This is a genomic window from Ferrovibrio sp. GW821-FHT12F09 (assembly GCF_058806775.1).
Genome location: NZ_JBXAPZ010000002.1, coordinates 1,426,095 through 1,440,693, shown reverse-complemented (window position 1 = coordinate 1,440,693; position 14,599 = coordinate 1,426,095). Strand labels below are relative to the sequence as shown.

Here is a 14,599-nt window from a genome sequence, read left to right as displayed (position 1 = left end):
GTCACCGGGTCATTCGCCGGCCAGGACATGAATCTGGCTGCGCCGGATCCAGACGCGGATCAGGGAAACCAAGTGATCAACATCGACAGGCTTGGAAATGTAATCGGATGCACCCGCCTGTATGCACTTCTGGCGATCGCCTTTCATGGCCTTGGCGGTCACGGCAATGAGCGGCAGGCCGCGCAGCTGTTCATGCTGGCGGATGACGCCCATGGTCTGATACCCGTCCATGTCCGGCATCATGATATCGATCAGTGCGACGTCGATATCCGGATGGTCCAGCAGCGTCTGCACACCGTCCCGGCCGTTTTCTGCATAGATTACCTGGACCTCGTGCTGTTCAAGGACGCTGGTGAGCGAGAAGATATTGCGGATGTCGTCATCGACGATCAGGATTTTTTTGCCGCGCAGTGTCGGATCCTTCTGGTGCACCTGGCCGAGTAGATGGCGCTGATCCGCGGTCATGCTGCTGAGAGTCTGATGCAGGAACAGAGAGGTTTCTTCCAGCAGCTCGCCTTTGCTCTTGGCCTCCAGCAGAAGGGCGTCATTGCCTTTCTGCTGGGCCTGGCCAGAGGCGGGCAGGGGTTGGTCCGAATAGACGATCACTGGCATGCGGTCTTGCGTGTGAAGCGTACGATACTGCTGCACAAGCGCTGTGGTTTCGTCGTCATAGGAGCCGATATCCACCACAATGCAATCCGGGGTCATAGTCTCCAGGCAGGCAGCGAAGCCTGCCTTCGATGCAGCGACAGTGACGTCGATATCGCCGGTCTGCACCATCTTTGCTGTCGCTTCTGCATGAGCGGCATCCTGATCGAACAGCAGAAGCGCCCGGGTGCCGTACTTGGAGTAATGACTGACCTTGTCCAGCGCGGCCAGCAGCGTATCACGGTCGGCTGGCTTGCCGGTGAAACCGTAGGCCCCGAGCGACAGGCCGCTGGCCTGCAGCTCATCGCCCGAAATGACATGTACCGGGATGTGGCGCGTGGTGGGCTCGCGTTTCAGAAGATCGAGCAGGGCGAGGCCATCCATATCGGGGAGGCCAACATCAAGCGTGATGGCGCTGGGCTGATACCGCTTGGCCAGTGTCAGTACACCGGCTCCCGCCGTGGCTACGATGCCTTTGGCGCCTTTCTCGCGGACAACATCGAGCAGGATCGAGGCGAAGCTGTGGTCGTCTTCCACGATCAGCACCACAGGGTCGCCTGGCTTGATCTGGTCGCGATCGTCGCTGATTTCGATCGGGGCCAGCAAAGCAAGGCCAGCTTCGGCGCCGCTGTTTATATAGCGTGCCGGCGAGCGACTGAGCGCGGGCTGTTCGATGGCTGGCTCGAAATCCATCGGCAGGAACAAGGTGAACGTGCTTCCCGTGCCCGGCGTGCTGGCCACCTGGATTTCGCCATTGAGGAGGCGGGCGATCTCGCGGCTGATGGAAAGTCCCAGGCCTGTGCCGCCGTATTTTCGGCTTGTGGTGCCATCGGCCTGCTGGAAGGCTTCGAAGATCAGGCGCTGCTTCTCCTCCGGGATACCAATGCCGGTGTCTGTGACCGAGATGGCGAGCGCCGTGTTGCTCGCGGTGCCCCGCTTGTGGGTGACGGCCCAGGTGTGCGGGGCGACCTTCGCTTCCAGTGTGACGCTGCCTTCGTGTGTAAACTTGAAGGCATTCGACAGCAGATTCATGACGATCTGCTGCAGGCGCTTTTCATCGGTGCGGACTGTAGTGGGAAGATTCTCGAACTTGATGTTGAAGGCGAGCTTCCTGTCGTTGGCGATCTGCGTGAAGGTACGCTCCATATGAATCCGCAGATTTTCCAGGGGCAGGTCACTGACATCGAGAGTAACCGTGCCGGATTCGATCTTTGACAGGTCTAGAATGTCGTTGATCAGGGACAGAAGATCAGAGCCGGCGGCATGAATGGTGCGGCAGAAATCGGTCTGCTTCTCGGTCAGGTTACCGTCCGGATTGTCGGACAGCAACTTGCTGAGGATCAGTAGGCTGTTCAGAGGCGTGCGCAGTTCGTGCGACATGTTTGCCAGGAATTCCGACTTGTACTTTGAGGTCAGGGCAAGCTGCTCGGCTTTTTCTTCCACCGCGCTGCGCGCCATCTCGATTTCGATATTCTTGGCTTCGACCTGCTTTTTCTCGTTCGAAAGCAGGACGGCTTTTTCCTGCAGTTCCTCGTTGGTGCGACGCAATTCGTCCTGCTGGTTCTTGAGCAGTTCTTCCGATTCCCGCAGCGACTTCGCCTGCAACTCCAGGCGGTCATTCGTTGTCTTCAACTCTTCCTGCTGGCTCTGCAGTTCGCGGGTCAGTAGCTGGGATTGCTGCAGCAGGCCCTCTGTACGCATGGTGGCGGCGATGGTGTTCAGAACGATGCCAATGCTTTCCATGAGCTGATCGAGGAAGAGCTGGTGGGTATCGCTGAAGCTGCTGAAACTGGCCAGTTCGATGACCGCATTCACCTCGCCTTCGAACAGTACGGGCAGAACCAGGATGTTGGCGGGCGGTGCGTCGCCCAAAGCCGAACCGATGCGGAGATAGTGCTCTGGCGCCGTGGTTAGCAGCATGCGGCGCTTGTCGGCGGCGCACTGGCCGATCAGGCCTTCGCGCAAGCGGATTTTCGGCGCCAGAATGGCCTGTCGCTCGGCGGCATAGGACGCAACGAGATCCAGGTTGACGCCATCGTCATCATGATTGGTGACGTAGACCACGGCATATTGGGCATTCACCAGCGGTGCGAGTTCGGACAAGATCAGGTTGGTGACCGTGTTGAGGTCTCGTTCGCCCTGCAACATGCGCGAGAAGCGGGCCAGATTGGTCTTCAGCCAATCCTGCTCGGTGTTCTTAAGGGTCGTGTCCTTAAGATTTCGGATCATTTCGTTGATGTTGTCTTTCAGAACCGCGACTTCACCGAGGGCTTCCACGGTGATCGAGCGTGTCAGATCGCCCTTCGTCACGGCGGTTGCCACCTCTGCGATGGCGCGCACCTGGGTGGTCAGGTTGGCGGCAAGCTGGTTGACGTTATCGGTCAGGTCGCGCCACAGGCCGGCCGCACCAGGCACTTTGGCCTGGCCGCCCAGCTTGCCATCGATACCCACTTCGCGCGCCACGTTGGTCACCTGATCGGCGAAGGTGGCGAGCGTCTCGATCATGAAGTTGATGGTGTCGGCGAGGGCAGCGATTTCGCCCTTCGTTTCCACCTCCAGCTTGCGGGTCAGGTTGCCCTGGGCCACGGCAGTCACAACTTCGGCGATGCCACGCACCTGACCGGTCAGATTGGCGGCCATCATGTTGACATTGTCGGTGAGGTCCTTCCAGGTGCCATCGACACCTTCCACCTGCGCCTGGCCACCGAGCTTGCCCTCGGTGCCGACCTCGCGGGCCACGCGTGTCACTTCCGAGGCAAACGAGTTGAGCTGGTCCACCATGGTATTGATGGTGTTCTTGAGCTGGAGGATTTCGCCCTTAACGTCCACGGTGATCTTTTTGGACAGATCGCCCGTAGCGACAGCCGTGGTCACTTCGGCGATGTTGCGCACCTGGCCGGTCAGGTTGGCGGCCATCAGATTGACGTTGTCGGTAAGGTCCTTCCAGGTACCGGCGACACCTTCCACGCGAGCCTGGCCCCCCAGATTGCCCTCGGTGCCGACTTCGCGGGCCACGCGGGTCACTTCCGAGGCAAACGAGTTGAGCTGGTCCACCATGGTGTTGATGGTGTTCTTCAGTTCCAGGATTTCGCCCTTCACGTCCACGGTGATCTTTTTGGACAGATCGCCGTTGGCCACGGCCGTCGTCACGTCTGCGATGTTACGCACCTGGCCGGTCAGGTTGGCCGCCATCAAATTGACGTTGTCGGTGAGGTCCTTCCAGGTGCCGCCCACGCCCTTCACCTTGGCCTGCCCGCCGAGCTTGCCCTCGGTGCCGACCTCGCGGGCCACGCGGGTCACTTCCGAGGCAAACGAGTTGAGCTGATCCACCATGGTGTTGATGGTGTCTTTGAGCTGAAGGATTTCGCCCTTCACGTCCACGGTGATCTTTTTGGACAGATCGCCCTTCGCCACCGCGGTGGTGACCTCGGCGATATTGCGCACCTGGCCGGTCAGGTTGGTGGCCATGGCGTTGACGTTGTCGGTGAGATCCTTCCAGGTGCCGGCGACGCCCTCCACACGGGCCTGGCCGCCGAGCTTGCCCTCGGTGCCGACTTCGCGGGCCACGCGGGTCACTTCCGAGGCAAACGAGTTGAGCTGATCCACCATGGTGTTGATGGTGTCTTTGAGCTGGAGGATTTCGCCCTTCACGTCCACGGTGATCTTTTTCGACAGGTTGCCCTGTGCCACCGCGGTGGTGACCTCGGCGATGTTACGCACCTGGCCGGTCAGGTTGGTAGCCATGGCGTTGACGTTGTCGGTGAGATCCTTCCAGGTGCCGGCGACACCCTCCACGCGGGCCTGGCCGCCGAGCTTGCCCTCGGTGCCGACCTCGCGGGCCACGCGGGTCACTTCCGAGGCAAACGAGTTGAGCTGATCCATCATGGTGTTGATGGTGTTCTTCAGTTCCAGGATTTCGCCCTTCACGTCCACGGTAATCTTTTTCGACAGGTTGCCCTGTGCCACCGCGGTGGTGACTTCGGCGATGTTACGCACCTGGCCGGTCAGGTTGGTGGCCATGGCGTTGACGTTGTCGGTGAGATCCTTCCAGGTGCCGGCGACACCCTCCACGCGGGCCTGGCCGCCGAGCTTGCCCTCGGTGCCGACCTCGCGGGCCACACGGGTCACTTCCGAAGCAAACGAGTTGAGCTGATCCATCATGGTGTTGATGGTGTTCTTCAGTTCCAGGATTTCGCCCTTCACGTCCACGGTAATCTTTTTCGACAGGTTGCCCTGTGCCACCGCGGTGGTGACTTCGGCGATGTTACGCACCTGGCCGGTCAGGTTGGTGGCCATGGCGTTGACGTTGTCGGTGAGATCCTTCCAGGTGCCGGCGACGCCCTCCACACGGGCCTGGCCGCCGAGCTTGCCCTCGGTGCCGACTTCGCGGGCCACGCGGGTCACTTCCGAGGCAAACGAGCCGAGCTGGTCCACCATGGTGTTGATGGTGTTCTTGAGCTGAAGGATTTCGCCCTTCACGTCCACGGTGATCTTTTTGGACAGATCGCCCTTCGCCACCGCGGTGGTGACCTCGGCGATGTTACGCACCTGGCCGGTCAGGTTGGCGGCCATCAAGTTGACGTTGTCGGTGAGATCCTTCCAGGTGCCGGCGACGCCACGCACGCGGGCCTGGCCACCGAGCTTGCCCTCAGTGCCGACCTCGCGCGCCACACGGGTCACTTCCGAGGCGAAGGAGCTGAGCTGCCCCACCATCGTATTCACAGTTTTGCCAATGCGCAGGAATTCGCCGCGAAGCGGACGGCCATCGATTTCCAGCTGCATGGTTTGCGACAGATCGCCGCGCGCCACGCCACCGATCACGCGCGAGACTTCGACAGTGGGCTGTACCAGGTCGCCGATCATCGAATTGACTGAGGAGACGCAGGAATGCCAGCCACCGGTGGCGCCCGGCAGATCGCCACGCTGACTGATCTTTCCGTCCTTGCCGACTGCGGTACCCAGCCGTTCAAACTCGCTTGCCATCATGGCATTCATCTGGACGACGTCGTTGAAGGCCGCGGCAATCTCGCCGTCGATCCCGGTCAGATCCTCGGCCAGGCGCACGGAGAAATCTCCGCGGCGAAAGGCGCGCAGGGCTGCCAGAAGGTTGCGCGCTTGCGGGTTGGGCAGGGTTGCTGTTTGCGACATGTCAGTCATCCAGGTGGGATCGGGCGGTGGAATCCCGAACACAGGAAACACAAGCGTCGAAGGCGTTGCATACAGTCACAGACGCTGTCGCGGCTAAGCAAGAAAGATTTCTCATTCGAGGGGCCATGCAACTTTCAATCCTGGTGATCGTCGCGGATATAAGCGCGGCGCTTGTGCGTCATGACAAAGAAACCCAGGCGGTCATGGTTGGCGTTTTTGTGCACACAGGATGCGGCCGGTGGAGGAGAATTCGATTGATAGCGGTCAATAATCGGCAGATTGTCCTGTCGGAGCGCGAGCTCACTGCGAATGCGCATAACCGAGGTACGCGCCATGGCTCTTAAACGCATTCTTTTCATCGATGATGAAATGCTCCTCCGCATGGCCTTGGTGCCAGGCCTGGAAGAGGCGGGATACGTGGTCGACGAGGCGAGTACCGGAAAGCGCGCCTTGGAAATTTTCCGTGATCGGTACACGGAGGTTTTCTGTGCGGTCATCGATATCGGCCTGCCCGATTTGAAAGGCGACAGCCTGGTTGCGCAATTTCGTGCTCTGTCGCCCGGGCTGGGCGTGGTGCTGGCAACCGGATATGGCGATGTTGAACTGCGCAAAATTTTTGGCAGTGATCCGGGCGTGCATGTGATCGCCAAGCCGTATTTTACGGAAGAGTTGATTGCGGGGATCGAAGCTGTAGGGGCAATGCCGGGTCCGCCGCTGACCGCGGATGCCGAGGAAGCGGTCATCCGTCCGGCATGATGGCAGCGACGCGTGGCTGCCTGGCCGGCCATGCCAGTCCCGCGTTTTTCTTTAGCCCGCCTGTCTCTGGCCGGATACGTCATCCAAGCCTTCCCCCAAAAATCCGCGGAACTAGGAACGAGACTTGGCCGTAAGGGTTCCCAGGAAATTGGGAATTATTTTATGTATGTGATTCACATGAGGAATTCTGGCTCAACCCGGTCGGGTGACCCGCGGTCGAATGGGGCTAGGCTGTTGAGCCGCGCGGGGCAGCGGCCGGTCCGGCTAGGCACATCTGACCGGCCTTAACGTCTCCTGTCTCAAGATGCAACAAAACCCGCCGGCGAGAGCCTGGCGGGCTTTGTTGCGATCAATGATACGGCGACCGGCGAACTGGATCTTGGCTCGAATCCGCGCATGTCTTGCCTGATGCACGAACGGATCGCCGGCTCGGAGCTGGAGATTCTGCCGGGTCTGCGCCATTCGATTCTGGTCGAGGCCCCGGTCAGGTGGTGGCGCATCTGAAAACCTTCCTCAGCAAACATGGATTGATGTCATGACCTTCCGGATCAAGAAGATCGCTATTTACAAGGAACGCCTCCATGTCGAGGGTGGTCGTGACCTGTCGAAGCCGATCACCCTGGTCGGTGCCGCCGCCGTGATCGAAAATCCTTGGTTCGGCAGCTTTGTGGACGATCTGCGTCCGCATCAGCTCGATGGCTGTGCTCATATCGGCCGTGTGCTGTCCGAGGAAGTGCTGCGTGAAACCGACGGCGAGCCGCTGGAAGCCTATGGCAAGGCGGCCGTGGTCGGCCTGTCGGGTGAGATCGAGCATGCCGCGGCCATCATCCCCAACCTGCGTTTCGGCAATGAATATCGCAAGGCTGCGAATGCCTGAGCTTTCTGTCATTCGCCAACAAGTGCGGGCCAGCCGGATGCTCGATCCAGCTTCCGATGAAGCATCTGCACGAGATCGGCACCCGCTCGCATTTCATCACGCTGGAGATGTTTATCCCGGATGCGCCGAACGCCGACGAGATCGTTGTCGCCCTTGGCGGCTCGACCGGCGAGCGGCCGCATGCCCGCATAGGTGATCGCGAGCAGGATCGCAAGGAGCTGGGCAACGACGCTCTGGTCTGACCGGGCGAAGCTGTCGAAACCACCTCGGTCTTGTGGAGCGGCGAATGCTCTACGAGATCGGGCCCTCTGACCATCCGGATGATTTCGTAGTCAGGTTGGAAAATTCCTGACGTGACCGTGGGGTCGTCCTGCTGGGGCTTACCGCATGAAGGGATGCCGGCTTCCAGGCAGTTTGCCAAAGGCAAAGTGTTGGCACTGGGTGGGAGCGTCTCCAATAAGTCATTGTATTTTAATAATAAATAATATAATGGAGTGCACCGGACGGGCCGGTTCGGGCCCAATTTGAAGGGCTGGGGTTCAACCCCCCTTCAACCAAATGCAGAAACCTGCCGACAGAATCCTGGCATTTTTTGTTCTGTGAGTATCCAGGAGATCAGACGGTCCGGATCGCACTTCTTCGTTCACGGTGTGAACGAAGACTGTGATTTTCCCCTGAATTTTGTTACACTTGACTGCATTGCATGGCAGTCCTGCCAGCATGGTTTAGATGCGCTTGGCGATGGTTTCCCTCGGCTGTGCTAACGTTGGCGGCGGTCCATTGGATAATCTGGCCCGTCATCCGGATGCTTTTTGTAACGCGGGTGTCATGGCGCCGGTTTCCTGAAGCAGGAAGCCGTTAAGAATGAAACTGGGATTTTGTAGCTGAAGAGCTTTGCCGGAATCCCGATAGTGAAAGTGAGATGATGTCCTCGTCGGATAGTGGCAAGCGCTTCGCGTTAATTGGAGCGGCCGGTTATATCGCGCCCCGGCATATGCGTGCGGTCAAGGATACAGGTAATGCCCTGGTGGCGGCGTTTGATCCGAACGACAGTGTCGGTATTCTGGACAGTTATTTTCCGGATGCGAACTTCTTCGTGGAGTTCGAACGCTTTGACCGGCATATAGACAAGCTGCGCCGGCGCGGCGATGGCGTCGACTATATGGCGATCTGCTCGCCCAATTACCTGCATGATGCGCATATCCGTTTCGCACTGCGCTCGAGTGCGCATGCGATATGTGAAAAGCCGCTGGTTCTGAATCCATGGAACATCGACGGCTTGGCAGAGATTGAGCAGGACAGCAATCGCCGGATATACAATATCCTGCAGCTGCGCCTGCATCCTGCGATCCGCGCTTTGCGCGAGCAGGTTGCGGCTTTGCCCAAGGATAAAAGCGTTGATGTCGACCTGACTTATCTGACGTCACGCGGAAACTGGTATCATTCGAGCTGGAAGGGCGCAACGGAGAAGTCTGGTGGTATCGCAACGAATATCGGGGTGCATTTCTTCGATATGCTGGGCTGGGTTTTCGGCAAGCGGACCCGTTCTGTCATGCACCTGCACGAGGCTGATGTTGCGGCAGGTTTCCTGGAATACGAGCGTGCGCGAGTGCGCTGGTTCCTCTCGATTAATGCGGACCACCTGCCTCCTGCCGCTGTGGCTGCCGGAAAGCGGACTTACCGCTCGATCCTGATCGGAGGGCAGGAGTTGGAGTTCAGTGAAGGATTCACAGACCTTCATACCGACAGTTATAGAGATATTCTTGGCGGCGGCGGCTTCGGTCTCGAGGAGGCGCGGGCAGCCATCGAGGCGGTCTATGATATACGACAGGCGAAGATCTCCGCGCTGACGGGTGATTACCACCCGATCCTGAAAACGCTGAAGCTTCCAGTGTAAAGAGTAAGGGAATGAACTGGTTCAAGCATGATACCGCCATTGTCGACGAGGGGGCGCGCATCGGCGAAGGAACCCGCATATGGCACTGGACCCATGTATCCGGCGGCGCGATCATCGGGCAGGGCTGCTCGCTCGGACAGAATGTATTTATCGCCAACCGCGTGGTACTGGGTGATCGGGTCAAGATTCAGAACAACGTCTCGGTTTATGACGATATTGTTCTGGAGGACGGCGTCTTCTGCGGCCCATCCTGCGTCTTTACAAATGTGATCAACCCGCGCGCGGAGATTGAGCGTAAAAGCGAGTATCGCAAGACCGTGGTTCAGCGCGGCGCTACCATAGGCGCCAATGCGACCGTCGTTTGCGGGTATGTACTGGGGCGTTATTGCTTTATTGCTGCAGGGGCGGTGGTTACCCGCGATGTTCCACCCTATGCACTTATGGCAGGTGTAGCCGCGCGGCAGATAGGCTGGATGAGCAGGGCCGGTGGTCGCTTGGGCGATGATCTGATCTGCCCGATCGATGGCACCCGGTACCGGCTGACCGGTCCGGGCAGTCTGGAGGAAATCGGCTAGATCGGTTATCCCCGCGGCAGCCGGGTTGACCGATGTCTGTAATGCAGGGCTGGAGTGGCCGAATCCCTGGGATATCGTCGCGGCCAGTTTCACCAATGCGCGCCCTCTCAGGGGGGCATGGCCACTGCCGTTTACCCATTATTGGGATTTCTGACGTCTATTTAGTCTACCCCTGCCTTCTGAGGGGAGGGTTGGTGGCCTGTCTTCCAGCCAATTCCCAACTGTTGCAGGCTTCATCCTATGTCTGACCCCGAAGTCGCCCGCCTCTTCCTTGCGTTGCTAGCTTTGCTGTCGGTCGCCTTGGCCTGCGGGCAGTTATTCGAAAGTTGGCGCCTGCCGCGCGTTGCTGGGGAGATTGTCGGAGGGCTGCTGCTGGGCCCGACGTTGCTGGGGCGTGTGCTGCCAGACTGGTATCGCTGGCTGTTCTCGGATTTCCCAGCGCAGACAATGCTGCTCTCGGCCTTTTACTGGCTGGGCCTGATCCTGCTTATGTTCACGGCCGGCTTCCTGGTCAAGTCTAGACTCGATCGACATGAAGCCCGGCTGGCCGCCGCCTTGGTCGCCGGTGGGCTGGTTCTGCCGTTTCTGTTCGGCTGGCTGGTCGCACCGCTGGTTCCTGCCGCGCCTGGCGCAAACCCGCTCGCCTTCATCCTGGTCATCGCCATTGGCACCGCCATCACCTCAATTCCGGTGATTTCGCGCATCTTCATCGATCTCAAGCTTATGGACACTGCTCTCGCCCGTGTGGTGCTGATGGCTGCTACGGTCCAGGATCTGATCCTATGGGCCGTGCTCGCGGTCGCCGCCGCCGCCCAGCAGGGCCGTACGGCCACACCATTCGACTTCGGCCGCGAGATCGCCACAACAGCGATCTTTACCCTATTGGCTTTGCTGCTTGGCCCACTGGTCCTGCGTTGGGCCGGTCGAACCCTGCTGGCGCCCCGGCATGAGAATGCAGCACTCACCGGCTATGTTCTGCTGGTCTGTCTGGCGACGGTCGGTCTGGCCAGCCTGCTTGGCGTGAACATCATTTTCGGCGCGCTAATGGGTGGATTGATCATTGGTCGGTTCCGGGCTGAGGGCTTTCAAGAAGTCAAGCAGCGCATCCAGGGCATCGCCATGTGGTTCTTTGTTCCAATCTACTTTGCCCTGGTTGGTCTGAAGATCGACCTGCCGACGCAGTTCGATTTGATGCTCGTCGTATGTTTCTTAGTCGGCTCGTCATTGGTGAAGGTGGCGAGTGTATATCTTGTACTGCGACTGATCCGGCAAGGCAGTGCCAGTGCGCTTGATTACGGTATTATTATGAATACGCGCGGCGGGCCTGGCATCGTCTTGGCGAGTATCGCGCATGCGCTTGGCATTATCGCGGATTCGACAGCTGTCATGCTAATTATGGCATCGATCGTGACGGCGCTGATGAGCAGCGCCTGGCTGCGCTGGCGGCTGAGTCGTGGTATGATTTACGCGTCATAATGTCCCGGCATTCTTGAGGTGAGGAGAGTGGAATGGTGCTGTGGTTCACCGGATTGTCGGGTGCCGGGAAGACGACAATCTCGCAGGCCGTTTATGAGATGGCCAAGCCGAAAGTGCCTGCATTGGTGATGATTGATGGCGACATGGTGCGGGCTTTGTTTGGCGCTGGGCTTGGCTACGATGAGGCGTCACGCTTCCAGCAGATCAGCCGTATCCAGCGGCTGGCATTCATGTTGTCACAGCAGAATATCCCGGTGATTGTTGCCGCCTTGTACTGTCACCCCGACCTGATGCGCTGGAATCGCGAGAATCTATCAGATTATTTCGAGGTCTATATCGACGCGCCCTTGGCCTTGGTCGAGAAGCGGGATGCCAAGGGTATGTACGCCAGAGCACGCGCCGGTGAAACCCGGGATGTTGTCGGCATCGATGTGCCATGGCATGCACCGGTGGCGCCCGACATGGTCATCGACGCTGCAGCTGGTCTTGGCTCGGCAGCGGTCGCTACCAGTGTCGTAGATACGGTGCCGTGGCTGAGGGCAAAGATCAAGGGAGGCGAACAGGTGTGACAGACCAGGCCTCTATCGCGCTGAACCGCGACCAGTATCTCGAGCTCGAGAAGATCGGCCTGGGCGCCTTCTCTCCATTGACCGGATTCATGACGGAAGTCGAATTCCGATCCGTTGTCGAAACCATGCGGCTGCCATCTGGCGCGGTCTTTTCCTTACCGGTCGTTCTGGATATCGACGAAGATGACGCGCGTAGACTGCGCAACGAGGAGGTTATAGGCCTCAGTTATGGCGGCGCGATGATTGGCCGGATTTGGCCGGCGGATTTCTATCGTTGCGACCGACGGACTACAACGCAGCATGTCTTCGGGACAACCGATGAGGCTCATCCAGGTGTGGCGTATTTCCATAGCCTGAAGCCTGTTTTTGTTGGCGGGCGCATCGAGTTGCTGCAAAGAGCGCAATTTGATATTTCCGCGGATGAACTTACGCCGGAGGAAGCCCGGATAATATTCCGCGATCGCGGCTGGACGCGTGTCGTCGGTTTCCAGACCCGTAATGTGCCGCACCGGGCGCATGAATATCTGCAGCGCGTGGCGCTTGAACAGGTGGATGGTCTGTTTATCCAGCCCTTGGTGGGACGCAAGCGGCGCGGCGATTACACGCCGCAGGCCGTAATGAGTGGTTACCGCGCGCTTGTCGGGTCGTTTCTGCCGCAGGGCCGGGTCGTACTCGGGATCCTGTCTACACTTATGCGCTATGCCGGGCCGCGCGAAGCTGTGTTTCATGCCATGATCCGGCGCAACTATGGTTGCACCCATTTCATTGTCGGGCGGGACCATGCCGGCGTCGGCGACTGGTATGGACTTTACGACGCGCACGAACTGACTCGGCAGTTTGAAGGCGATCTCGGCATCGAGATTATGCGGTTGCATGGCCCGTTCTTCTGCCCGACCTGTGACGGCATCGCTACCGAGAAGACTTGCCCGCATGCCGGAAGCTCATCAGTGCGCCAGATCAGCGGTACCGATATGCGCCACATCCTGGTTGACGGCGAGCGACCCGACCCGCGGCTGATGCGACCTGAAATCGTCGACGCCCTGAAAGGCGTGCCGCTGTTTATCGAGGACTGATATGAACCGCACCCGTATCGTATGCACCATCGGACCTCGTACCCTGTCAGAAGACATGCTGCAGCAGCTGCATGAAGCGGGTATGATGATTGCGCGTCTGAACGGGTCCCATGCCGATCTGACTTGGCATCGCAACGCCATTTCGGAAATCCGACGCGTCCTGCCTGGCCTGCCCATCCTGCTAGACATCCCCGGGCGCAAAATCCGTACCGCCCAGCTTGCACAGGAGCCGCGTTTCAAGGCTGGCGATACCATTATTCTGACCAGCGATGCCGCCGATGACAGCGCCGGAAAAGTGCCGGTAAATTACCCCAATCTGCATACTGATCTGAAGCCCGGTAATATTATTCTCGCCGATGACGGTACTCTAAAATTCACAGTCATCTCGATCGAGGGGCGTGACATTCGTTGCCGGGCAGATACGGCAGGGCAGCTCAAAAGTCGCAAAGGCATCAATGTGCCATTTGTGACGCTGAACACGCCGCAGGTGACGCCGCGTGACGAGCAGATGATCGCTTTTGCCCGCGAAACCGGTGTCGATTTCATCGGGCTGAGTTTTGTAGAGTCGCCGGGCCATGTCGAAGCTTTTCGTAAGCTGATCGGCGGGTCGACACCACGCATTATCGCCAAGGTGGAGAACCAGGGCGGTATGAACAATGTCGATAGTATTTCTGCTGTTGCCGATGGAATCATGATCGATCGGGGCGATTTGTCGGTCGAGACCAGCCTCCACGATGTGGCGATCCGCCAGAAAAGAGTAATTTCTGCCGCACGGCAGTATGGCAAACCGGTCATCGTGGCGACAGAAATGCTGCACACGATGATTGAGAATCCGTTTCCCACCAAGGCCGAAGTCAGTGACATCACCAATGCCGTCCTTGACGGATGCGCGGCGACCATGCTGTCGGGCGAAACGGCTGTCGGAGCGTTTCCGATCGAGACAGTGGCGCTGATGCGACAGGTGACCAATGCGGCTGAGGACTTCGCTCAGGAGCAGATTGGAAAAGCCATTCTGCCGTTTGGCGAGACCGTTCCGCAGGCCATCGCTCAAGTTATCCCTGCGCTCAGTCGTTGCCTGCCGATCACTAAGATTGTTGCCATCACACGTTCGGGATTTGCTGCCCGCATGATCGCTGCCCAGCGACCACAGCAGCCAATTCTGGCGGTCAGCGACGACGCGGCCGCTGCCCGCAGCTTCAACCTTATCCCCGGAACCACCGGTGTGTTCAGTGCCGTGCCATTTCCGAAAACCAGTATGGATCATATCGGCCAAGTTCTGCATATGCTGTGGCAGCGGCAGTTTCTGGTAGGCGAGGACATGGTGATTGTCACCGGTGTGACCTATCCGCATACGGCCAGTCGTATGAACACGGTCCAGATTCACCGTGTTGCAGAATTACAGGCCCTGCTGGGTTGGCATCGGGGAAGCTGATTGATCTCTATCGCTAGTTCTGCGCATCGGGCAGATGCGCTAAAGCGGTATCCGAGACGCAACCATGCGGGTTTCGAACACCGCAACGGAACACCGCCCGGCTTGGTTGGTGATGTTTCCCGCTATGTTCAATTGCCCGTAAGGCGGG

The 14,599-nt window shown here is 58.9% G+C and carries 11 protein-coding genes; 9 read left to right on the top strand and 2 right to left on the bottom strand.

Annotated features, from left to right (window positions below; genetic code table 11):
* Positions 1-9: 9 nt before the first annotated feature.
* Together AC1ROB_RS20030 and AC1ROB_RS20025 are read right to left on the bottom strand one after the other, a co-directional pair.
* Positions 10-5,796 carry a hybrid sensor histidine kinase/response regulator gene (locus AC1ROB_RS20030; protein WP_493031533.1) on the bottom strand — a complete coding sequence of 1,929 codons (5,787 nt, stop codon included), beginning with the start codon at positions 5,794-5,796 and terminating at the stop codon, positions 10-12.
* Between the two features lie 134 nt (positions 5,797-5,930).
* Entirely contained in the window at positions 5,931-6,131 is a 201-nt protein-coding gene (locus AC1ROB_RS20025) for a hypothetical protein (protein WP_492969340.1), read from the bottom strand.
* Here AC1ROB_RS20025 and AC1ROB_RS20020 point away from each other — a divergent pair.
* From AC1ROB_RS20020 to pyk, 9 genes are all read left to right on the top strand, one after another.
* Positions 6,130-6,552 (top strand): response regulator transcription factor, encoded by a 423-nt coding sequence (locus AC1ROB_RS20020; protein WP_492969341.1) that lies wholly within the window; start codon positions 6,130-6,132, stop codon positions 6,550-6,552. The genes AC1ROB_RS20025 and AC1ROB_RS20020 overlap by 2 nt on opposite strands.
* Before the next feature lie 535 nt (positions 6,553-7,087).
* On the top strand, positions 7,088-7,429 hold the full coding sequence (locus AC1ROB_RS20015; protein ID WP_492969342.1) for an amino acid synthesis family protein: 342 nt from the start codon (positions 7,088-7,090) through the stop codon (positions 7,427-7,429).
* Positions 7,430-7,485: 56 nt separating this feature from the next.
* The gene (locus AC1ROB_RS20010) at positions 7,486-7,671 is read left to right on the top strand and encodes an amino acid synthesis family protein (protein WP_492969343.1); all 186 of its coding nucleotides are present in this window, start codon (positions 7,486-7,488) and stop codon (positions 7,669-7,671) included.
* Between the two features lie 680 nt (positions 7,672-8,351).
* Entirely contained in the window at positions 8,352-9,326 is a 975-nt protein-coding gene (locus AC1ROB_RS20005) for a Gfo/Idh/MocA family protein (RefSeq protein ID WP_492969344.1), read from the top strand.
* Between the two features lie 11 nt (positions 9,327-9,337).
* Positions 9,338-9,901, top strand: a complete 564-nt coding sequence (locus tag AC1ROB_RS20000) for an acyltransferase (RefSeq protein ID WP_492969345.1) — start codon at positions 9,338-9,340, stop codon at positions 9,899-9,901.
* 240 nt (positions 9,902-10,141) lie between these two features.
* A complete protein-coding gene (locus AC1ROB_RS19995) occupies positions 10,142-11,377 on the top strand; it encodes a cation:proton antiporter (protein ID WP_492969346.1) in 1,236 nt (411 codons plus the stop codon).
* A 32-nt stretch (positions 11,378-11,409) separates the two neighbouring features.
* Positions 11,410-11,946, top strand: a complete 537-nt coding sequence (locus AC1ROB_RS19990; RefSeq protein ID WP_492969347.1) for an adenylyl-sulfate kinase — start codon at positions 11,410-11,412, stop codon at positions 11,944-11,946.
* Positions 11,943-13,019 (top strand): sulfate adenylyltransferase, encoded by a 1,077-nt coding sequence (gene sat / locus AC1ROB_RS19985; protein WP_492969348.1) that lies wholly within the window; start codon positions 11,943-11,945, stop codon positions 13,017-13,019. The genes AC1ROB_RS19990 and sat overlap by 4 nt, the downstream gene beginning before the upstream one ends.
* 1 nt (position 13,020) lies before the next feature.
* Positions 13,021-14,451, top strand: a complete 1,431-nt coding sequence (gene pyk, locus AC1ROB_RS19980; protein WP_492969349.1) for a pyruvate kinase — start codon at positions 13,021-13,023, stop codon at positions 14,449-14,451.
* Positions 14,452-14,599: the final 148 nt, after the last annotated feature.

Bases quoted from the DNA above. Each gene is read 5' to 3' on its own strand.
- AC1ROB_RS20000 (WP_492969345.1), top strand. From the start codon at position 9,338: ATGAACTGGTTCAAGCATGATACCGCCATTGTCGACGAGGGGGCGCGC.
- pyk (WP_492969349.1), top strand. From the start codon at position 13,021: ATGAACCGCACCCGTATCGTATGCACCATCGGACCTCGTACCCTGTCA.
- AC1ROB_RS20010 (WP_492969343.1), top strand. From the start codon at position 7,486: ATGAAGCATCTGCACGAGATCGGCACCCGCTCGCATTTCATCACGCTG.
- AC1ROB_RS19990 (WP_492969347.1), top strand. From the start codon at position 11,410: ATGGTGCTGTGGTTCACCGGATTGTCGGGTGCCGGGAAGACGACAATC.
- AC1ROB_RS20020 (WP_492969341.1), top strand. From the start codon at position 6,130: ATGGCTCTTAAACGCATTCTTTTCATCGATGATGAAATGCTCCTCCGC.
- AC1ROB_RS20030 (WP_493031533.1), bottom strand. From the start codon at position 5,796: ATGTCGCAAACAGCAACCCTGCCCAACCCGCAAGCGCGCAACCTTCTG.
- AC1ROB_RS20005 (WP_492969344.1), top strand. From the start codon at position 8,352: ATGATGTCCTCGTCGGATAGTGGCAAGCGCTTCGCGTTAATTGGAGCG.
- AC1ROB_RS19995 (WP_492969346.1), top strand. From the start codon at position 10,142: ATGTCTGACCCCGAAGTCGCCCGCCTCTTCCTTGCGTTGCTAGCTTTG.
- AC1ROB_RS20025 (WP_492969340.1), bottom strand. From the start codon at position 6,131: ATGGCGCGTACCTCGGTTATGCGCATTCGCAGTGAGCTCGCGCTCCGA.
- AC1ROB_RS20015 (WP_492969342.1), top strand. From the start codon at position 7,088: ATGACCTTCCGGATCAAGAAGATCGCTATTTACAAGGAACGCCTCCAT.